The organism is Variovorax sp. efr-133-TYG-130, from assembly GCF_030208835.1.
Lineage (GTDB): Bacteria > Pseudomonadota > Gammaproteobacteria > Burkholderiales > Burkholderiaceae_C > Variovorax.
In genome coordinates, this window is the sequence record NZ_JARVTD010000033.1 from 157,476 (window position 1) to 176,674 (window position 19,199).

Annotated in this window: 20 protein-coding genes; 12 read left to right on the plus strand and 8 right to left on the minus strand. The window is 65.7% G+C overall.

The annotated features are described in order from the left end of the window. Nucleotide 1 precedes the first annotated feature (1 nt). The gene (ahpF, locus tag QRN67_RS28000) at nt 2-1,558 is read left to right on the plus strand and encodes an alkyl hydroperoxide reductase subunit F (protein WP_285414505.1); all 1,557 of its coding nucleotides are present in this window, start codon (nt 2-4) and stop codon (nt 1,556-1,558) included. Between the two features lie 75 nt (nt 1,559-1,633). On the opposite strand, the gene ppsR is transcribed toward ahpF, so the two are convergent. Beyond that, entirely contained in the window at nt 1,634-2,461 is an 828-nt protein-coding gene (ppsR, locus tag QRN67_RS28005; protein WP_081270474.1) for a posphoenolpyruvate synthetase regulatory kinase/phosphorylase PpsR, read from the minus strand. A 177-nt stretch (nt 2,462-2,638) separates the two neighbouring features. Between ppsR and ppsA the strand changes: the two genes are divergently transcribed. From ppsA to dnaB, 7 genes are all read left to right on the plus strand, one after another. Beyond that, a complete protein-coding gene (gene ppsA / locus QRN67_RS28010) occupies nt 2,639-5,032 on the plus strand; it encodes a phosphoenolpyruvate synthase (RefSeq protein WP_285414506.1) in 2,394 nt (797 codons plus the stop codon). A 125-nt stretch (nt 5,033-5,157) separates the two neighbouring features. Then, nucleotides 5,158-5,628 carry a hypothetical protein gene (locus tag QRN67_RS28015; protein WP_285414507.1) on the plus strand — a complete coding sequence of 157 codons (471 nt, stop codon included), beginning with the start codon at nt 5,158-5,160 and terminating at the stop codon, nt 5,626-5,628. 116 nt (nt 5,629-5,744) lie between these two features. Next, nucleotides 5,745-6,119: a 30S ribosomal protein S6 gene (rpsF, locus tag QRN67_RS28020; RefSeq protein ID WP_081270471.1), complete on the plus strand. Its 375-nt coding sequence runs from the start codon at nt 5,745-5,747 to the stop codon at nt 6,117-6,119. A gap of 4 nt (nt 6,120-6,123) precedes the next feature. After that, nucleotides 6,124-6,438: a primosomal replication protein N gene (gene priB, locus QRN67_RS28025; protein WP_285414508.1), complete on the plus strand. Its 315-nt coding sequence runs from the start codon at nt 6,124-6,126 to the stop codon at nt 6,436-6,438. Nucleotides 6,439-6,459: 21 nt separating this feature from the next. Further along, nucleotides 6,460-6,741 carry a 30S ribosomal protein S18 gene (gene rpsR, locus QRN67_RS28030; RefSeq protein WP_007830781.1) on the plus strand — a complete coding sequence of 94 codons (282 nt, stop codon included), beginning with the start codon at nt 6,460-6,462 and terminating at the stop codon, nt 6,739-6,741. Nucleotides 6,742-6,753: 12 nt separating this feature from the next. Continuing rightward, nucleotides 6,754-7,206 (plus strand): 50S ribosomal protein L9, encoded by a 453-nt coding sequence (gene rplI, locus QRN67_RS28035; protein WP_081270469.1) that lies wholly within the window; start codon nt 6,754-6,756, stop codon nt 7,204-7,206. A gap of 170 nt (nt 7,207-7,376) precedes the next feature. Then, entirely contained in the window at nt 7,377-8,780 is a 1,404-nt protein-coding gene (dnaB, locus tag QRN67_RS28040) for a replicative DNA helicase (protein WP_081270468.1), read from the plus strand. Between the two features lie 6 nt (nt 8,781-8,786). Here the strand turns inward: dnaB and QRN67_RS28045 are convergent, their stop codons facing one another. From QRN67_RS28045 to QRN67_RS28075, 7 genes are all read right to left on the minus strand, one after another. After that, nucleotides 8,787-9,497 carry a helix-turn-helix transcriptional regulator gene (locus QRN67_RS28045; RefSeq protein WP_285414517.1) on the minus strand — a complete coding sequence of 237 codons (711 nt, stop codon included), beginning with the start codon at nt 9,495-9,497 and terminating at the stop codon, nt 8,787-8,789. A 30-nt stretch (nt 9,498-9,527) separates the two neighbouring features. Beyond that, a complete protein-coding gene (locus QRN67_RS28050; RefSeq protein ID WP_285414519.1) occupies nt 9,528-9,977 on the minus strand; it encodes a GyrI-like domain-containing protein in 450 nt (149 codons plus the stop codon). Between the two features lie 14 nt (nt 9,978-9,991). Next, nucleotides 9,992-10,441 (minus strand): EVE domain-containing protein, encoded by a 450-nt coding sequence (locus tag QRN67_RS28055; RefSeq protein ID WP_285414521.1) that lies wholly within the window; start codon nt 10,439-10,441, stop codon nt 9,992-9,994. 6 nt (nt 10,442-10,447) lie between these two features. After that, nucleotides 10,448-10,819, minus strand: a complete 372-nt coding sequence (locus QRN67_RS28060; protein ID WP_106933890.1) for a VOC family protein — start codon at nt 10,817-10,819, stop codon at nt 10,448-10,450. Nucleotides 10,820-10,971: 152 nt separating this feature from the next. Continuing rightward, nucleotides 10,972-12,783: a PhoH family protein gene (locus tag QRN67_RS28065; RefSeq protein WP_285414524.1), complete on the minus strand. Its 1,812-nt coding sequence runs from the start codon at nt 12,781-12,783 to the stop codon at nt 10,972-10,974. A 199-nt stretch (nt 12,784-12,982) separates the two neighbouring features. Next, complete coding sequence (locus QRN67_RS28070) at nt 12,983-13,459, minus strand: peroxiredoxin (protein ID WP_007830801.1); 477 nt, start codon at nt 13,457-13,459, stop codon at nt 12,983-12,985. 146 nt (nt 13,460-13,605) lie between these two features. Then, nucleotides 13,606-13,989: an Mth938-like domain-containing protein gene (locus QRN67_RS28075; RefSeq protein WP_285414526.1), complete on the minus strand. Its 384-nt coding sequence runs from the start codon at nt 13,987-13,989 to the stop codon at nt 13,606-13,608. Nucleotides 13,990-14,133: 144 nt separating this feature from the next. Between QRN67_RS28075 and QRN67_RS28080 the strand changes: the two genes are divergently transcribed. From QRN67_RS28080 to thrC, 4 genes are read left to right on the plus strand one after another with little or no spacing between them, the layout of a single operon-like run. Then, complete coding sequence (locus QRN67_RS28080; protein ID WP_081270461.1) at nt 14,134-15,366, plus strand: pyridoxal phosphate-dependent aminotransferase; 1,233 nt, start codon at nt 14,134-14,136, stop codon at nt 15,364-15,366. Beyond that, the gene (locus QRN67_RS28085; protein ID WP_285414528.1) at nt 15,363-16,394 is read left to right on the plus strand and encodes a DUF1176 domain-containing protein; all 1,032 of its coding nucleotides are present in this window, start codon (nt 15,363-15,365) and stop codon (nt 16,392-16,394) included. The genes QRN67_RS28080 and QRN67_RS28085 overlap by 4 nt, the downstream gene beginning before the upstream one ends. 14 nt (nt 16,395-16,408) lie before the next feature. Continuing rightward, nucleotides 16,409-17,731, plus strand: coding sequence for a homoserine dehydrogenase (locus QRN67_RS28090; RefSeq protein WP_285414529.1), 1,323 nt, complete (start codon nt 16,409-16,411; stop codon nt 17,729-17,731). 38 nt (nt 17,732-17,769) lie between these two features. Further along, complete coding sequence (gene thrC / locus QRN67_RS28095) at nt 17,770-19,185, plus strand: threonine synthase (RefSeq protein WP_285414530.1); 1,416 nt, start codon at nt 17,770-17,772, stop codon at nt 19,183-19,185. Nucleotides 19,186-19,199: the final 14 nt, after the last annotated feature.

Here is a 19,199-nt window from a genome sequence, read left to right on the forward strand (position 1 = left end):
CATGCTCGACGCAAACACCAAAGCCCAATTGAAGAGTTACCTCGAACGCGCCACGCAGCCGATCGAGATCGTCGCCTCGCTCGACGACAGCAAGGCCTCGGGCGAAGTGTTGTCGCTGCTGAAGGACGTGGCTGATGTGTCCCCGCTGGTCAAGCTGACCGAGAGCCGCGACGACAACCACCGCAAGCCCTCGTTCTCCATCAACCGCCCGAGCGAAAACCACGGCCCGCGCTTTGCCGGCCTGCCCATGGGCCATGAATTCACGTCGCTGATCCTTGCGCTGCTGCAGATCGGCGGCTATCCCCCGAAGGTCGAGCAGGCCGTGCTCGACCAGATCAAGGCGCTCGACGGCGACTTCGAGTTCGAAATCTACGTTTCGCTCACCTGCCACAACTGCCCCGACGTGGTCCAGGCGCTGAACCTGATGGCAGTGCAGAACCCGCGCATCCGCGCCACCATGATCGAAGGCGGCACCTTCCAGGAAGAAGTCAAGGAACGCCAGATCATGGCCGTGCCGACCGTGTTCCTGAACGGCACCGAGTTCGGCCAGGGGCGCATGAGCCTGGAAGAAATCCTCGCCAAGATCGACAACAGCGGCGTCGAGCGCGAAGCGAAGAAGATCGCAGGCAAGGAGGCATTCGACGTGCTGATCGTCGGTGGCGGCCCGGCCGGCGCCGCGGCAGCCGTGTATGCCGCGCGCAAGGGTATTCGCACCGGCGTGGCCTCGGAGCGCTTCGGCGGCCAGGTGCTCGACACCATGGGCATCGAGAACTTCATCTCGATCAAGGAAACCGAAGGACCGAAGTTCGCCCACGCCCTCGAGGAGCATGTGCGCGACTACGAGGTCGACATCATGAACCTGCAGCGTGCCAAGGCACTGGTGCCGGGCAACGACCTCATCGAGGTGCAGCTCGAAAGCGGCGCCTCGCTCAAGAGCAAGACCGTGATCATTTCGACCGGCGCGCGCTGGCGCAACATCAACGTGCCCGGCGAGCACGAGTTCAAGAACAAGGGCGTGGCCTACTGCCCGCACTGCGACGGCCCGCTGTTCAAGGGCAAGCGCGTCGCGGTCATCGGTGGCGGCAACTCGGGCGTCGAAGCGGCGATCGACCTGGCCGGCATCGTGGGCCATGTCACGCTGATCGAGTTCGACACGCAACTGCGCGCCGACGCCGTTCTGCAGCGCAAGCTCAAGAGCCTGAACAACGTCGACATCTTCACCAACGCGCAGACCACCGAGATCACCGGCGACCAGAAGGTCAACGGCCTGGTCTTCAAGGACCGTGCGACGGGCGAACTGAAGACGGTTGAGCTCGAAGGCGTGTTCATCCAGATCGGCCTGGTGCCCAACACCGACTGGCTCAAGGGCACGGTCGAGCTGTCGAAGCACGGCGAAATCATCGTCGACGCACGCGGCCAGACCTCGGTGCCGGGCGTGTTCGCGGCGGGCGACGCCACCACCGTGCCGTTCAAGCAGATCATCATCGCGGCGGGCGACGGCGCGAAGGCGGCGCTGGGCGCGTTCGATCACCTGATTCGCACATCGGCTCCTGCCTGAGGGCGCGTCGGTCGAGCCAGCCATGAAAAAGCGCCCGCCAGCCGGGCGCTTTTTGCTATCCAGAAGACAGCGGAATCAGTACGTCAGCCGCTCGGGCCGCAGTTCCTGCAGGATCGTCGTCGCGATTTCCTCGATCGACTTGGTGGTGGTCGACAGCCATCGGATGCCGGCGCGCCGCATCATCGCCTCGGCCTCGCTCACCTCGTGGCGGCAGTTCTCGAGGCTGGCGTAGCGGGAGTTCGGCCGGCGCTCGTTGCGGATCTCGCTGAGCCGGTCGGGCTGGATGGTCAGTCCAAAAATCTTCTTGCGGTGCGGCGTCAGCGCCGGCGGCAGCTGTCGGCGGTCGAAGTCTTCCGGAATCAGCGGATAGTTGGCCGCCTTCAGGCCGTGCTGCATCGCCAGGTAGAGGGAGGTAGGCGTCTTGCCGCTGCGGCTCACGCCCACCAGGATCACGTCGGCGCCCTCGAGGTCGCGGTTGCTCTGGCCGTCGTCGTGCTGCAGGCTGAAATCGATCGCGGCGATCCGGTCGTTGTATTCCTTGCTCTTGCTGACGTCGCTGAAGCGGCCGATGCGGTGGTTGGATTTCACGCCCAGCTCTATTTCCAGCGGCCGCACGAAGGTACCGAACATGTCCAGCAGCATGCCCTTGCAGCCGGTTTCGATCACTTCCAGCACGTCCATGTTGGCCAGCGTGGTGAAGACGATGGGGCGCACGCCCTCGAGTTCGGCGGTGTGGTTGATCTGCCGCACTGCCTGGTGGGCCTTGTCGACCGTGTCGGTGAAAGGCAGCCGGACGTGGCGCGGTTTCATCTCGAACTGGGCCAGAACGGCGTTGCCGAAGGTCTCCGCGGTAATACCGGTGCCGTCGGAAATGAAGAAAACTGTGCGTGAATGCGTGGTCATGCGGCCTTGTCCTGCGGCGCGGGCAACCTCGCCACGCCTACAATCCGGGCCATTATCGGGAATCCGCTTCCCGGCCCCAATTCTTTCCATGCACACCGCGCCCGCACCCAAAGCAACGACAACGATCGTGCCGCGCCGTCTGCATGCGGCACCGGTTTCAACTTCTGGAGCTCCCCCATGTCTGCACTTTTCGACGCGACCGCCCTGGTCGTACCGTTTGAAAACCTGAGAATGACCGACGTCGAGGCGGTTGGCGGCAAGAACGCCAGCCTCGGCGAAATGATCTCGCAGCTGCCGCAGGGCGTGCGGGTGCCGACCGGTTTCGCGACCACGGCGCACGCATTCCGCCAGTTCCTGGCCCACGACGGCCTGGCCGACAAGATCAGCAAGCGCCTGGCCGCCCTGGACACCGAAGACGTGCGCGCACTGGCCGCCGCCGGCGCCGAGATCCGCGCCATGGTCGAGGCCCAGCCGTTCCCGGCCGACCTGCAGAAAGCCATCGGCGAAGCCTTTGCCACGCTGAGCGCTGGCAACCCGGCCGCGTCGTTCGCCGTGCGTTCCTCCGCCACCGCGGAAGACCTGCCCGACGCCTCGTTCGCCGGCCAGCAAGAGACTTTCCTGAACGTGGTCGGCATCGACGACGTGCTGCACAAGATGAAGGAGGTCTTCGCCTCCCTCTACAACGACCGCGCCATCAGCTACCGCGTGCACAAGGGCTTCGAGCACGACGTGGTCGCGCTGTCGGCCGGCGTGCAGCGCATGGTGCGCTCCGACCTCGGCGCCGCCGGCGTCATGTTCACCATCGACACCGAATCGGGCTTCGAAGACGTGGTGTTCATCACCTCCAGCTACGGCCTGGGCGAAACGGTGGTGCAGGGCGCCGTGAACCCCGACGAGTTCTACGTGCACAAGCCGACGCTCAAGGCCGGCAAGAAGGCCGTGATCCGCCGCAACCTCGGCTCCAAGCTGATCCAGATGGAGTTCGCGACGCCCGAAGAGAAAAAGGCGAGCGGCAAGCTGGTGAAGACCACCGACGTCAAGGCCGAGCAGCGCAACCGCTACTCGCTGAGCGACGCCGACGTCGAGCAACTGGCCAGGTATGCGCTGGTCATCGAGGAGCACTACGGCCGCCCGATGGACATCGAGTGGGGCAAGGACGGCACCGACGGCCACCTCTACATCCTGCAGGCACGCCCCGAGACGGTGAAGAGCCAGCAGCAGGGCAAGGCCGAGCAGCGCTACAAGCTGCTGGGCAAGGGCGCAGTGCTGGCCGAAGGCCGCGCCATCGGCCAGAAGATCGGCACCGGCCCCGTGCGGCTGGTGCACAACATCAGCGAAATGGACAAGGTGCAGGCCGGCGACGTGCTCGTCACCGACATGACCGATCCCAACTGGGAGCCGGTGATGAAGCGCGCCGCCGCCATCGTCACCAACCGTGGCGGGCGTACCTGCCACGCGGCCATCATCGCGCGTGAACTCGGCATTCCGGCCGTTGTCGGCTGTGGCGACGCCACCGACCTGCTGAAAGACGGCACCCTGGTGACCGTGAGCTGCGCCGAGGGCGACACCGGCTTCATTTACGACGGCCTGCTCGAGACCGAAGTGACCGAAGTGCAGCGCGGCGTGATGCCCGAGATCGATCTCAAGATCATGATGAACGTGGGCAACCCGCAGCTCGCCTTCGACTTCGCGCAGTTGCCGAACCACGGCGTGGGCCTGGCCCGCCTGGAGTTCATCATCAACAACAACATCGGCGTGCACCCGAAGGCGATCCTCGACTATCCGAACGTCGACAACGACCTGAAGAAGGCCGTCGAGTCGGTGGCCCGCGGCCATGCCTCGCCGCGCGCGTTCTACGTCGACAAGGTGGCCGAAGGCATCGCGACCATCGCGGCGGCGTTCTGGCCCAAGCCCGTCATCGTGCGCCTGTCCGACTTCAAGTCGAACGAATACCGCAAGCTGATCGGCGGCAGCCGCTACGAGCCGGAAGAAGAAAACCCGATGCTGGGTTTCCGCGGCGCAGCGCGCTACCTGAGCGCCGATTTCGGCGAAGCCTTCGCCATGGAGTGCGAGGCGCTGAAGCGTGTGCGCAACGACATGGGCCTGACCAACGTGCAGATCATGGTGCCCTTCGTGCGCACGCTGGGCCAGGCAGAGCGCGTGACCGGCCTGCTCGGCGAGCACGGCCTGAAGCGCGGCGAGAACGAGCTCAAGCTGATCATGATGTGCGAGGTGCCCAGCAACGCCATCCTGGCCGATGAGTTCCTGCAGTTCTTCGACGGCTTCTCGATCGGCTCGAACGACCTGACCCAGCTCACCCTGGGCCTGGACCGCGACTCGGGCCTCGAACTGCTGGCCGCCGACTTCGACGAGCGCGACCCGGCCGTCAAGGCCATGCTGAGCCGCGCCATCAAGGCCTGCAAGGCGCAGGGCAAGTACGTCGGCATCTGCGGCCAGGGCCCCAGCGATCACCCCGACTTCGCGCTGTGGCTGGCGGAGCAGGGCATCGAGTCGATCTCGCTGAACCCCGACAGCGTGATCGACACCTGGCAGCAGCTCGCCAAGCGCTGAAGCCTGTGGATTGCGGAAATCCCCCATGGGGGATTCCCGCGTCACCGGCCTGTTTTTGAAACAAATTGCGTATTTGCTGCCAGACTTGAGGGAACTCACGGGCGCATCCCGGAACGGGGAACACCATGATTCTTCTCAAGACCGAAGCGGGCCACCAGGCCCTCAAAGACCGCTCGGTCCCGCTGTCGCCGCGCCAGCGCTCGGCGTTCATCCTGTTCGACGGCAAGCGGTCGGTCGATGACGTGCTGGCCGCGGGCATGGGCATTTCGCGGGAGGACATCGATCAGATGATCTCGCTCGGCGTGCTGGAGCCCTTGGGCGGCAAGGCCGCGCAGCCTGTTGCCGCGGGCCCGGCCCCTGCCGAGGAGCCGAAGCCGGCCGCCAGCGGCTCCGGCCGCAGCAAGCAGCAGCGCTACAAGGACGCCTATCCCATCGCCACCCAGCTCACCGGCAGCCTGGGCCTGATGGGCTTCCGGCTCAACCTCCAGGTCGAGGGCACGACCAGCTATGACGACCTGGTGGCGCTGGCGCCGAAGATCCGTGCCGCGGTCGGCCCGGAGAAGGCCGCCGCCCTGGACAAGGCCCTGGGCGAATGAGCCGCCTTGCCGGGGTGCGGATTACAGGGCTATAATCGCCGGCTTTGCCTTGCCACACTGCGCCCGACGCTGCAGGTGGCTTTTCCTCTTCTTCGGAAGAATCCACAAGGAGTGCCATGCGTCACTACGAAATCATTTTGCTGATCCACCCGGATCAGAGCGAACAAGTTCCGGCCATGCTGGAGCGCTACAAGGGCCTGATCACGGCCGGCGGCGGCAATGTCCACCGCGTTGAAGACTGGGGCCGCCGTCAGCTGGCTTACCAGATCAACAAGCTCAACAAGGCGCACTACCTGTGCGTCAACATCGAAGCTGAACAAGCCGTGATGGCCGAACTGGAACACGCGTTCAAGTTCAACGACGCCGTGCTGCGCCACCTGACCGTCCAGAAGAAGAAGGCCGAAACCGGTCCTTCGTCGATGATGAAGACGGTCGAGCGCGAAGAGGCCCGCAAGGCCCAGCAGGCCGAGTACGCCGCCAACAACAACTGATGGTGTGACTGCTGCCGCTGCGGCAACCGGGGTCAACCAGCTTCTGCTGTCCGCCTCCGTTGCCGAACTCGGAGCCTTGCGATTCACGCCGGCCGGCTTGCCCGCCATCGACCTGAAGCTCGAACACGAGTCGACGCTCCAGGAAGAGGGCAAGCCCCGGCAGGTCAAGACGGCCCTCAAAGCCGTGGCCTTCGGCGCAATCGCCGAACGGCTCGCAAAGCAGTCGATGGGGAGCCGCTGGCGTTTTCAGGGCTTTCTCGCGACACCGGGCAACGGCAAGCATCCAGTCCTGCATATCCAGGATTTTCAGCAAGATTAATTTTCGAAAAGAGGTCCTCAAATGGCCACGTTCAAGAAATTCAACAAAGACAAGCGCCCGAAGCGCAACACCCAGTCGCTGCTGTTCAAGCGCAAGCGCTTCTGCCGCTTCACCGTCGCTGGCGTCGAAGAAATCGACTACAAGGACATCGACACGCTGCGTGACTTCATCAGCGAAAACGGCAAGATCATCCCCGCCCGCCTGACCGGCACGCGCGCGATCTACCAACGCCAGCTGAACACCGCCATCAAGCGCGCGCGCTTCCTGGCCATGGTGCCGTACAGCGACCAGCACCGCGTCTAAGGAGTCGAGAACATGCAAATCATTCTTCTGGACAAGGTTGTCAACGTCGGTGCCCTGGGCGATATCGTCAAGGTCAAGGACGGCTACGCTCGCAACTTCCTGATCCCGACGGGCCTGGCCCGCCGTGCCACCGCCGCCAACAAGGCCGAATTCGAAGCCAAGCGCGCCGAACTCGAAAAGGCTGCGGCCGCCAAGCTGGCCGAATCGCAAGCTCAAGGCGAAAAGCTCGGTGGCACGACCATCAAGCTGACGCAAAAGGCTGGCGTCGACGGCCGTCTGTTCGGCTCGGTCACCAACGGCGACATCGCCGAAGAGCTGGGCAAGCAAGGCTACAAGGTTGTCAAGTCGCAGGTTCGCCTGCCCAACGGCCCGATCAAGGTCGTCGGCGACAGCACCGTGAGCGTTGCCCTGCACACCGACGTGGTGGTTGACATCACCGTGACGGTCTACGGCGAAACCGCCTGATCGCTCACAGCGCCTTGTGCGCTGCAGCAGAAGCCGCCTTCGGGCGGCTTTTCTTTTTTCGCGCACGTGTTTTCCAGCGCATTGCACTGGAAGATCACCGTTTATTCACAACCTTGTCCACACACGCATCGGCGTGCGCGGCTTAGCATGCAGGGTTGCAAGGGAAGTCCATGTCCGCCGTTTTTTCCTATGCCGACAATGACCCGTCGGCCGACCGCCAGATCGCCCAACTGCGCATTCCGCCTCATTCCATCGAGGCCGAATCGAGCGTGCTCGGCGGGCTGCTGCTCGACAACGGGGCTTGGGACCGCATGGGCGACCTGCTGGTCGACGGCGACTTCTACCGGCACGAACACAAGCTGATCTATGCCGCCATCGGCGGGCTGATCAACGCCAGCAAGCCGGCCGACGTGATCACGGTCTACGAGCAGCTGCAGAACCTCGGCAAGGCCGACGAGATCGGCGGGCTGGTCTACCTGAACTCGCTCGCGCAGTACGTGCCAAGCGCGAGCAACATCCGGCGCTATGCGGAGATCGTGCGCGAGCGCTCGATCCTGCGAAAACTGGTGTCCGCCAGCGACGAGATCGCGACGCAGGCCTTCAACCCGCAGGGCAAGCCGGTCGACAAGATCCTGGACGAGGCAGAGCAGAAGATCTTCAACATCGGCGAAGAAGGCACGCGGATGAAGCAGGGCTTCCAGAGCATGGATGCCCTGGTGGTCGAACTGCTCGACCGCGTGACCGAGATGGCCGAGAACCCGAACGACATCACGGGCATCCGCACCGGCTTCCACGACTTCGACAAGATGACCTCGGGCCTGCAGCCCGGCGACATGATCGTGCTGGCCGCGCGTCCGTCGATGGGCAAGACCTCGCTCGCCATCAACATCGCCGAGCACGTGGCGCTCGACGAAGGCCTGCCGGTGGCCGTGTTCTCGATGGAAATGGGCGCCTCCCAGCTCGCGGTGCGTATCGTCGGCTCCATCGGCCGCATCGACCAGGGCCATCTGCGCACCGGCAAGCTCAGCGACGAGGAGTGGCCGCGCCTGACCGAGGCCATCGAGAAGCTGCGCACGGTGTCGCTGCACATCGACGAGACGCCGGGCCTCTCGACCAGCGAACTGCGCGCCAATGCGCGGCGGCTGGCGCGCCAGTACGGAAGGCTCGGCCTGATCGTGGTCGACTACCTGCAGCTGATGTCGACCAGCAGCTCCGACGAGAACCGGGCCACCGCCGTGGGCGAAATCTCGCGGGGCCTGAAGATGCTGGCCAAGGAACTGAAGTGCCCGGTGATCGCGCTGTCGCAGCTCAGCCGCGGCGTCGAGAGCCGCACCGACAAGCGCCCCATGATGAGCGACTTGCGCGAATCCGGCGCGATCGAGCAGGACGCGGACATCATCATGTTCATCTACCGCGACGACTACTACGACAAGAACAGCAAGGAGCCGGGCGTGGCCGAGGTGATCATCAGCAAGCACCGCAACGGCCCCACGGGCACCGTCAAGCTGGCCTTCCTGAAGCCGCTCACCAAGTTCGAGAACCTGGCCGGCTACAGCAACAACGAGCAGTACTGAGCGGGCCTACTTGATCGGCACGATCTGCCCCTGCACCTTCTCGACCTTGAAGGTGCGAAGCAGGTCGGCCAGCGTCTTGCCGGGCTCGTCGCGAAAACGATCGGGCAGCATGTCGATCGTGTCCATGCGGTCCAGCCGGAAGCCGCGGAAGTCGTCGCGCAGTTCGCACCACGCCGACAGCGTCCACACCTTGCCCCAGTAGAAGCAGCCCAGCGGCCGCACCGTGCGTTCGCTGGCGTCGCCCGACACGTCGCGGTAGGCCAGCCGCAGCTTGTTGCGCGACTGCACGGCCTCGCGCAGCGTCTGCAGCCGCGCACGCAGGGCGGGTTCCAGGCCCATGGCGGGAGCGTAGAGCGCCAGCGCCTCGGCCGACACCCGCGCCGCCGCCGGCAGCACCGACAGGATCTTGCCGAGGCCGGTCTCGATGTCGCGTGCGAGCGCCGGATCGACCCAGCTCTGCGCCATCCGCGCGGCAGCCACCAGGGCCGACGCCTCGTCCTGCGTGAACATCAGCGGCGGCAGCTCGAAGCCCATGCCCAGCCGGTAGCCCATGCCGGCCTCGCCTTCGATGGGCACGCCCTGGTGCTGCAGGTCGGCCACGTCGCGGTACACCGTTCGCTCCGACACCTCGAGCCGCAGCGCCAGGAACGCGGCCGTGGTGAGGCGCCGCCCGCGGATGAGCTGCACGATCTGGAAGAGGCGGTCGGCGCGGCGCATCGGCTTGTTCCGTTCAGCTCTTTCCGGGGCTCAGGCAACGCCGATGTGGATCGCCACCTTGTCCGGTCCTTCGTAGGCCTCGAAATCGCTGCGGCAACTGCGTGTGACCTCCGGGTGCGCCTCGAAGTATTGCCAGATGCGTTGCCAGGCGGCGATCACCATGTGCGGCATCTCGCCCTGGCCGGAGAAGACGAGATAGTCGCCGGCTTCGACGGAAATGCTGCCTTGCCCATTCGAGACGGCGACACCGGCGGTCACGTCGAACGCGCCATCGGCGTCCGACTCGTAGCCCGAGTAGACGCCGAAGATGCGGGTGTCCGCCGTCCGGTTCGGTGTCGACGCGTAAGTCTCTTCGCCGAAGAAGCGTCCCCACAGCGCGCCGAGGCGCGCAGTGGCCGGCGTGCTCTCTTCGCGGTTGGTGGTGCGCACGGCGATGCCCGAAACGCGAAAGGCGTCGACGTGCTGGCGGATGGGTTCCATGTTTCTTCTTCTCCTCAAAACGATAGTGTCTTCGCTTCCGCCTTCATGGCCTGGGCGATCAGCCGCATGTCGTCATCGTTGACCTCGAACATGCCGAAGCGGAATTTGTAGCCCCACTGCCTGGGGTTCTCGATGAATGCGAGCCGTTCGATCAACGGCGCGATGGGCGCTTCATGCGACGTGGCATATGCCACGTCGCGGCGCCACGGCACGAAGCCGTTGCCCATGTCGAACTCGTACGGCCCGCCCGACTGCACGATGCCGATCGCGACGAAGCTCTGCAGCCTGTCGGTGCCGCCGAACACCGTGGCCGGCGAATAGTAGGCCACGCGGTCTCCGGGCGACAGCCGCTTGAGCGGCGCATGCTTGCCGTGGCCCACCTGCATGAAGCCGGTGGGCCGGTGGTCGCGGCCACGCCGGGCATGCTCGGCGCTGGCCACCGCGATCCAGTTTCGCTGCGTCATGGTGGTTCAGTCCGGTGCGTGCAGGCCGACTTCGTTGCCTTCGGTGTCGCGCATGTAGGCGATGAAACCCATGCCCGGAGGCAGCGCGGACTTGGCCCCCACGATCTGTCCGCCAGCCGCCTCGACGCGTGCCAGCACGGCGTCGATGCCGGGCGTGCAGTCGAGGTAGATGCGGATTCCGGTGCCGGCACGTGCGCTGCCGCTCGCGCCGGCTTGCAGGGCGCCGCCCGTGGCGGGCTTGTCGTGGGGGAACACGGCCAGCGTGTCGGCGCCGAAGGTCTCGCGACGCAGCTTGCGGCCCAGTACGGTCTCGTAGAAGGCCTGGGCGCGGTCCATGTCGGCGACCGGGATCTCGAACCAGCTGATGGCGTTTTGCATTTGGAGGGCTCTCTTTCGTGTGTTGTTGAGGAGCCCCGATGGTGCTGGCGGGCTACTGACAGCGTCTTGTCAGTAGCCTGTCGGCAGGTCGAAAAAAAGCCCGCGCATGCTCCGGGGAGCATGCGCGGGCCCTGTGCGGGACGAAGCGAAGGCTAGAGCACGTCGCTCGCGAAATCGGCCAGCCGCGAGCGTTCGCCGCGCGCCAGCGTGATGTGCCCGCCGTGCGGCCAGCCCTTGAACTTGTCGACCGCGAAGGTCAGGCCGGAGGAGCCTTCCGTGAGGTACGGCGTGTCGATCTGCGCGAGGTTGCCCATGCAGATGATCTTGGTGCCGGGGCCTGCGCGCGTGATCAGCGTCTTCATCTGCTTGGGCGTCAGGTTCTGCGCCTCGTCGATGATCACGTACTTGTTCAGGAAGGTGCGCCCGCGCATGAAGTTCATGCTCTTGACCTTGATGCGGCTGCGGATCAGCTCGTTGGTGGCCGCGCGGCCCCACTCGCCGGCACCGCCGCCGTCGCCCTTGGCCAGGAACTCGAGGTTGTCGTCGAGCGCGCCCATCCAGGGGCCCATCTTTTCTTCCTCGGTGCCGGGCAGGAAGCCGATGTCTTCGCCCACGCTCACGGTGGCGCGGGTCATGATGATCTCGGTGTAGCGGCGGTCGTCCAGCACCTGCGTGAGGCCGGAGGCCAGCGCCATCAGGGTCTTGCCGGTGCCGGCGGTGCCGGTCAGCGTGACGAAGTCGATCTCCGGGTCCATCAGCAGGTTCATCGCGAAGTTCTGCTCGCGGTTGCGGGTGTTCACGCCCCACACGGCGTTCTTGCCCGAGCTGTAGTCCTTGAGCGTCTTCAGCACCGCGGTCTTGTCGCGGATTTCGGTGACGCGCGCGTACATGCTCGGCTCGCCCGGCGCTTCGAAGAAGACGAACTGGTTGATGTACAGGTTGGGCACCAGCGGACCGCTGATCCGGTAGAAGGTGTTGCTGCCGCTCTGCCAGCTTTCGACCGTCTTGCTCTGGCGGGTCCAGAAGTCGGGCGGCAGGGCCAGCGAGCCGGCGTAGAGCAGGTCGCCGTCTTCCAGCGTCTTGTCGTTCTGGTAGTCGTCGGCGGCCAGGCCGAGCGCGCGCGCCTTGACGCGCATGTTGATGTCCTTCGACACCAGCACGACCTCTTGCTTCGGCTTGCCTGGCTTGTCGGTGGCGTACTCGTCGCGCAGCGCCTGCACCACGCCGAGGATCTGGTTGTCCGCCTTGCCCTGGGGCAGGCTGATCGGCAGCGAGTAGTCCAGCGGGGCGGTCTGGAAGAACAGCCGGCCGCCGGCTTCGCGGTGGCCGGTGGTGTCGAGCTTCAGGCCCTTGTCGATGTCGGCATCCTGCGCAGCGGCCAGCGCGTCGAGCGTGCGGCTGGTCTGGCGGCCGTTGCGGGCGACTTCGGTGGTGCCTTTCTTGTGGCCGTCGAGCTCCTCCAGCACGATCATCGGCAGGAAGATGTCGTGCTCCTCGAAGCGGAACAGGCACATCGGGTCGTGCAGCAGCACGTTGGTGTCGAGCACGAAGAGCTTGGCGGGGCCGGCGGACTTGCTGCGCTTGGGGCGGGCGGGAGTCTGCGGCGCCGAGGCGACAGGTGCCGGGGCGGCGGCCGGTGCGGTCGGCTGCACCTTCGTCTCGACCTGTATGAGGGCTTGCGGCTGGGGCGCGCTCACGGGCGCCGGTGCGGTCGCGGGAGTGGCAGCGGGCGCGCCCTTTGCCTTGGTCCGGCGCGCCGGGCGAGTGGCGGCGGATGCGCCGCCGGCACCGTCGGCGCCGATGCTGTCGAACAGTTCCAGCGGTTGCGGCGTGCGTGCGGGCGCCTCATCGGCGCGCTGGTCGGTAGCGCGGCGCGAGCCCCGGTGCGAGGAACGGGCGGGCGCGTCGATTGCGTCCGGCGAGAGCAATGCGGCGCGTTTCGTGGGGGCGGGGGGCAATGGCATGTGTCAGGTCGCTCGCAGGAAGTGGGAACCAGAAAACGAAAAAGCCGCCTGAAGACCAAGGCGGCTTTGTTCGGAGGATGCGGTCGTGGAGCTCAACGGCATGAGGCCATTATGCACACCGCAAATGAAGCACCGGGGGCTCTTTTGCGCGTGGCGTTGGGCATTTCCCACGCCACGCCGCCAGGGCGCCCTGCGGTGATCAGGCCGCCTTCTTGAGCGCCTTGACCGCCTTGAGCACGTCGTCGACGTGCCCCGGAACCTTGAGCCCGCGCCATTCGGCCTTCAGGATGCCGTCGGCGCCGATCAGGAAGGTGCTGCGCTCGATGCCCTTGACCTTCTTGCCGTACATGATCTTGTTCTTGACCACGCCGAACATGTGGCACATCTTTTCTTCGGTGTCGGCGATGAGCTCGAAGGGGAGTTCGAGCTTGGCCTTGAATTCGTCGTGCGACTTCATGTTGTCGCGGGACACGCCGAAGACCGTGGCACCGGCTTTTTCGAAGTCTTTGTAGCGGTCGCGAAACTGCATCGCTTCGGTAGTACAACCCGGAGTGTTATCTTTCGGGTAAAAATACATGACCAGCACGTGGCCGAGATGCGAGGTATTCGAGACCTTGAGGCCGCCCGTGGCGTTGGCGTCGAATTCAGGAATGGGTTTGTTGACAACGATCGCCATGAAACTTGTTTTCTCCGTTAGATTCCGTTCTTCGAGCCCTCTCAGCCTTTTTCGGGGCTCGCTCGATGAATGGAGGATTGGTCGTTGCTAACTTTGGGGTAGCTGGCCTGTTCGCAACCTAGTATTTTACCCCGAAAACGCCTCTATCAGCCACCCGCCGGGCTCTCGACCAGCAGCGCGGCGATTACGTGGCGGCCTTCCCCGGCCAGGATGTTGTAGGTCCGGCAGGCGGCGGCCGTGTCCATGGTCTCGACCCCGGTGCGCTGCGCCATGAGGGGCTTCAGCCATGCCGGCTGGGGAAAGCGGATGCGGTTTCCGCTGCCGAAGATGATCAGTTCCGCGCCCAGCGCGGTCAGTTGCGCGAAATGCTCCGGCCCGAGCTGGTCGAAGCTGGCGCAGTTCCATTCGAAGCGCTCGCCGCGCGAGCCGACGACCACGCTGCCTTCGACTTTTTCGTTGTTGATTGCAATCCAGCCGGGGCCGTGCGCGGTGAGGGACTGGGCGTCTGATTTGTCGGGCTGGAGCTTCATCTGGGCACTGGGAACTGTGGTCAAATTATAGGTTTTCCCTGGTGCCAGAGGGCCTGCAAGGGCTTTCGCGAGCGAACCTCGCCGGCCTGTATCTCCGAGTAACAAACCCGTCTCAACCCGTTAATCCGCGCCCGGGAGGGCCCTTTGAAGCAGCTCAAGAAATCGGCCAAGCTGGCCAACGTCCTCTACGACATCCGCGGTCCCATCATGGATGCCGCCAAGCAGATGGAAGAGGACGGCCAGAAGATCATCAAGCTCAACATCGGCAACCTGGCCGTGTTCGGCTTCGACGCGCCCGAGGAAATCCAGCAGGACATGATCCGCAACCTGCCGACCTCGGCGGGCTATTCGGACAGCAAGGGTGTCTTCGCCGCGCGCAAGGCCGTGATGCACGAGACGCAGAAGCAGGGTGTCGTGGGCGTCACCCTCGACGACATCTACCTCGGCAACGGCGCCAGCGAGCTGATCGCCATGTCCACCAACGCGCTGCTCAACGACGGCGACGAGCTGCTCCTGCCTGCCCCCGACTATCCGCTGTGGACCGCTTCCACGAGCCTGTCCGGCGGCACCCCGGTGCACTACCTGTGCGACGAGGCCAACGGCTGGATGCCCAACCTGGACGACATCCGCGCCAAGATCACGCCGCGCACCAAGGGCATCGTGGTCATCAATCCGAACAACCCGACCGGCGCCCTGTATTCCGACGACCTGCTCAAGAGCATCGTGGCCATCGCGCGCGAGCACGACCTCGTGATCTTCGCCGACGAGGTCTACGACAAGGTGCTCTACGACGGCGTCAAGCACACCGCCATCGCGAGCCTGTCGACGGACGTGCTCACGCTGACCTTCAATTCGCTCTCCAAGAGCTACCGCTCGTGCGGCTACCGCGCCGGCTGGCTCGCGGTGTCGGGCAACAAGCGCGCCGCGCAGGACTACATCGAGGGCCTGAACATGCTCTCGAACATGCGCCTGTGCGCCAACGTGCCGGGCCAATGGGCCATCCAGACGGCGCTGGGCGGCTACCAGAGCATCAACGACCTCGTGTGCGAAGGCGGGCGCCTGCGCCGCCAGCGCGACCTGGCCTACGAGCTGATCACCGCCATTCCCGGCGTGAGCTGCGTCAAGCCGAGCGCCGCGCTCTACATGTTTCCCAAGCTCGACCCCGCGGTCTACCCGATCGAGGACGACCGCCAGTTCTTCCTCGAGCTGCTGAAGGAAACCCGCGTGATGCTGGTGCAGGGCACCGGCTTCAACTGGGCCACGCCAGACCATTTCCGCATCGTGTTCCTGCCCCACGAGGACGACCTGCGCGAAGCCATCAACCGCATCGCCAAGTTCCTGGAGCAGTACCGCCTGCGCCGCAAGACGGGCTCATGAACCTCGCCCGTGTCGCCGTGGCGCTGTCGCTGGTCGCGCTGTCCGTTGGCGCCGCCGGCAAGGAACCGGTTGCGTTCTCGCACAACGACTGGGAGCTGGCCTGCGACAACACGCTGACCTGCCGGGCCGCCGGCTACCAGGCGGACAGCGGCGGCAGCGAGCCGGTGTCGATGCTCGTCGCCCGCAAGGCCGGCCCCGGCACGCCGATCGACATCCAGCTCCAGATCGGCGACGCCGACGGCGTCAAGGGCACGCTGCGCTTCAAGGTCGGCAAGGCCACGGTCTCGGGTCTCGAGGCGGGAACCGCCAGCTTCGACGACAGCCAGGTCCGTTCCGTGCTGCCCGAACTCCTCAAGGGCGACGAAGCCCAGGTCACGGCCGGCGGCGGCAAGAAGTGGGTTCTTTCGCTCTCCGGCCTCAACGCCGTGCTGCTGAAGATGGACGAGGCGCAGGGCCGCGTGGGCACGCCGGGTGCGCTGGTGCGCAAGGGCAGCAGGCCCGAATCGTCGGCGCTGCAGCCTGTGCCCATGCCCGTCGTCAACGTGCCGAGGCCGCCGAAGGCGCGTCCCGGCGATGCCGCCCTGGCCGCGCGCATCTTCCCCTCGCTCGACCTGAAAGACGCGCTCGAGCAGTGCAACAACCAGGAACAGGTCAACGCCAAGTCGGTGGAAGTCCACCGCCTGAACGACCGCAAGGTGCTGCTGGCCCTGGGCTGCGGCGTGGGGGCGTACAACTACACCACGCTGCTCTGGATTGCCGGCGACAAGCCGCCTTATGCGCCCGTGTCCCTCGAGGCGAGCGGCGAGTTCGACGAAAAGGACGCCAGCGTCACCTCTTCCATGAAGGGGCGCGGCATCGGCGACTGCTGGTCGGCCGAGACCTGGAATTTCAACGGCAAGGACTTCGTGCGCACCGGCGCGACGGGCGACGGCATGTGCCGTGGCTTCGCCGGTGGTGCCTGGAGCTTGCCCCGCTACGTCAGCCGCGTCGTCGTGACCGAGCCGGCCGCCACCCCATCCAAACCATGAACGCGACTCTCCCAATGAAATCCATCCAAGTAGGCCTGCTCGGCGCAGGCACGGTCGGCAGCGGCACCTTCAAGGTGCTCCAGCGCAACCAGGAAGAAATCAAGCGCCGTGCCGGCCGCGGCATCGAGATCACCATGGTGGCCGACCTCGACACCGCCCGCGCCCGCGAAGTGGCCGGCGAAGGCGTGAAAGTGGTTGCCGATGCGCGCGAAATCATCGCCAACCCCGACATCGACATCGTCATCGAGCTGATCGGCGGCTACGGCATCGCGAAGCAGCTGGTGCTCGAAGCCATCGCGGCCGGCAAGCACGTGGTCACTGCCAACAAGGCGCTGCTCGCGGTGCACGGCACCGAGATCTTCGCGGCCGCGCACGCCAAGGGCGTGATGGTGGCCTTCGAGGCCGCGGTGGCCGGCGGCATCCCGATCATCAAGGCGCTGCGCGAAGGCCTCACGGCCAACAGCATCCAGTGGCTGGCCGGCATCATCAACGGCACCACCAACTTCATCCTGTCCGAGATGCGCGACAAGGGCCTGGACTTCGCGACCGTGCTCAAGGAAGCGCAGCGCCTGGGCTACGCCGAAGCCGACCCGACCTTCGACATCGAAGGCGTGGACGCCGGCCACAAGGTCACGCTGATGAGCGCCATCGCCTTCGGCATTCCGGTGCAGTTCGACAAGGCCCACATCGAGGGCATCACCAAGCTCGCCGCGCAGGACATCAAGTACGCCGAGCAGCTCGGCTACCGCATCAAGCTGCTGGGCGTGACCAAGCGCACCGCCAAGGGCATCGAGCTGCGCGTGCACCCGTCGCTCGTGCCGTCGAAGCGCCTGCTGGCGAACGTCGAAGGCGCGATGAACGCGGTGGTGGTGCATGGCGACGCCGTGGGCACCACGCTCTACTACGGCAAGGGCGCGGGCAGCGAGCCCACGGCCAGCGCCGTGATCGCCGACCTGGTCGACATCACCCGCCTGCACACGGCCGACGCCGCGCACCGCGTGCCGCACCTGGCCTTCCACCCCGACGCCATGAGCGACCTGAAGGTGCTGCCGATGACCGAGGTCGTCACCAGCTACTACCTGCGCCTGCGCGTGGCCGACCAGGCCGGCGTGCTCGCCAAGGTGACGGGCCTGCTCGCCACGGCCGGCATCAGCATCGACGCGGTGCTGCAGCGCGAGGCCGACGAAGTGGGCGGCGAGGGCTCGACGCAGACCGACCTCATCATCCTCACGCACGACGCGCGCGAAGGCACCGTCAACGACGTGCTGGCCGAGCTGCAGGCGCTGCCCACCGTGCTGCAGCCCATCGTGCGCATCCGCAAGGAAGAGCTGTCCTGAGCGACGGCGCGCCCAAGCCAAACAACCGAGCATCCAAAGTGAACTACCTGAGCACCCGCGGCCACCCCGACCGCAAGCGCTTCTGCGAAATCCTCCTCGAAGGCCTCGCGCCCGACGGCGGGCTCTACCTGCCCGAGCAATACCCGCAGGTCGACACCGCCACGCTCGCCAAGTGGCGCGCGCTGCCGTACGCCGAGCTGGCCTTCGAGATCCTCTCGCTCTACATCGACGACATCCCGCCGGCCGACCTGAAGGCGCTCTGCGCGAAGACGTACACCGCCGAAGTGTTCGGCACCGACGAGATCGTGCCGCTGCGCGAGCTCGAAGACGGCGTGTACCTCGAAGCCCTGTCCAACGGCCCCACGCTGGCCTTCAAGGACATGGCGATGCAGCTGCTGGGCAACCTGTTCGAGTACGAACTGGCGCGCCGCGGCTCGGAGCTCAACATCCTGGGCGCCACCAGCGGCGACACCGGCAGCGCTGCCGAGTACGCCATGCGCGGCAAGAAGGGCGTGCGCGTCTTCATGACCTCGCCGGACGGCCGCATGAGCCCGTTCCAGCAGGCGCAGATGTTCAGCCTGCAGGACGAGAACATTCACAACATCGCCATCACCGGCGTGTTCGACGACTGCCAGGACATCGTCAAGGCGGTGTCGAACGACCTGGGCTTCAAGCGCAAGTACCGCATCGGCACGGTCAACTCGATCAACTGGGCGCGGCTGCTGGCGCAGGTGGTCTATTACTTCGCTGGCTACTTCCAGGCCACGGCGAGCAACGACAAGCCGGTGAGCTTCACCGTGCCCTCGGGCAACTTCGGCAACGTCTGCGCGGGCCACGTGGCACGCATGATGGGCCTGCCGATCCAGACGCTGGTGGTCGCCACCAACGAGAACGACGTGCTCGACGAGTTCTTCCGCACCGGCGTGTACCGCGTGCGCGGCGCGGCCGACACGCACGAGACCTCCAGCCCGTCGATGGACATCAGCAAGGCCAGCAACTTCGAGCGCTTCGTGTTCGACCTGGTGGGCCGCGACGCCGCCCGGCTGCGCAAGCTCTTCGTGGAAGACCTGGGCCTGCAGGGCAGCTTCGACCTGAGCGGCGACCCGGCCTTCCAGCAGGCCGCCGGGCGCTTCGGCTTCAAGAGCAGCCGCAGCACCCACGCAGACCGCCTGGCCGTCATTCGCGACACCGACAAGCGCTTTGCAACGCTGGTCGACCCGCACACGGCCGACGGCCTGAAGGCCGCGCGCGAGCACATCGTGCCGGGCGTGCCGATGGTGGTGCTCGAAACCGCCTTGCCCATCAAGTTCGCGGCCACGCTGGTCGAGGCGCTGGGCGAAGAGCCCGCGCGCCCGAAGAAGTTCGAAGGCATCGAGGCGCTGCCCAAGCGCGTCGTCAAGCTGCCGGCCGACGCGGAAGCCGTCAAGGCCTATATCGCGCAGAACTGTGACTGACCACGGCCGGGCCC

Bases quoted from the DNA above. Each gene is read 5' to 3' on its own strand.
- ahpF (WP_285414505.1), top strand. From the start codon at position 2: ATGCTCGACGCAAACACCAAAGCCCAATTGAAGAGTTACCTCGAACGC.
- ppsR (WP_081270474.1), bottom strand. From the start codon at position 2,461: ATGACCACGCATTCACGCACAGTTTTCTTCATTTCCGACGGCACCGGT.
- ppsA (WP_285414506.1), top strand. From the start codon at position 2,639: ATGTCTGCACTTTTCGACGCGACCGCCCTGGTCGTACCGTTTGAAAAC.
- QRN67_RS28015 (WP_285414507.1), top strand. From the start codon at position 5,158: ATGATTCTTCTCAAGACCGAAGCGGGCCACCAGGCCCTCAAAGACCGC.
- rpsF (WP_081270471.1), top strand. From the start codon at position 5,745: ATGCGTCACTACGAAATCATTTTGCTGATCCACCCGGATCAGAGCGAA.
- rpsR (WP_007830781.1), top strand. From the start codon at position 6,460: ATGGCCACGTTCAAGAAATTCAACAAAGACAAGCGCCCGAAGCGCAAC.
- rplI (WP_081270469.1), top strand. From the start codon at position 6,754: ATGCAAATCATTCTTCTGGACAAGGTTGTCAACGTCGGTGCCCTGGGC.
- dnaB (WP_081270468.1), top strand. From the start codon at position 7,377: ATGTCCGCCGTTTTTTCCTATGCCGACAATGACCCGTCGGCCGACCGC.
- QRN67_RS28045 (WP_285414517.1), bottom strand. From the start codon at position 9,497: ATGCGCCGCGCCGACCGCCTCTTCCAGATCGTGCAGCTCATCCGCGGG.
- QRN67_RS28050 (WP_285414519.1), bottom strand. From the start codon at position 9,977: ATGGAACCCATCCGCCAGCACGTCGACGCCTTTCGCGTTTCGGGCATC.
- QRN67_RS28055 (WP_285414521.1), bottom strand. From the start codon at position 10,441: ATGACGCAGCGAAACTGGATCGCGGTGGCCAGCGCCGAGCATGCCCGG.
- QRN67_RS28060 (WP_106933890.1), bottom strand. From the start codon at position 10,819: ATGCAAAACGCCATCAGCTGGTTCGAGATCCCGGTCGCCGACATGGAC.
- QRN67_RS28065 (WP_285414524.1), bottom strand. From the start codon at position 12,783: ATGCCATTGCCCCCCGCCCCCACGAAACGCGCCGCATTGCTCTCGCCG.
- QRN67_RS28070 (WP_007830801.1), bottom strand. From the start codon at position 13,459: ATGGCGATCGTTGTCAACAAACCCATTCCTGAATTCGACGCCAACGCC.
- QRN67_RS28075 (WP_285414526.1), bottom strand. From the start codon at position 13,989: ATGAAGCTCCAGCCCGACAAATCAGACGCCCAGTCCCTCACCGCGCAC.
- QRN67_RS28085 (WP_285414528.1), top strand. From the start codon at position 15,363: ATGAACCTCGCCCGTGTCGCCGTGGCGCTGTCGCTGGTCGCGCTGTCC.
- QRN67_RS28090 (WP_285414529.1), top strand. From the start codon at position 16,409: ATGAAATCCATCCAAGTAGGCCTGCTCGGCGCAGGCACGGTCGGCAGC.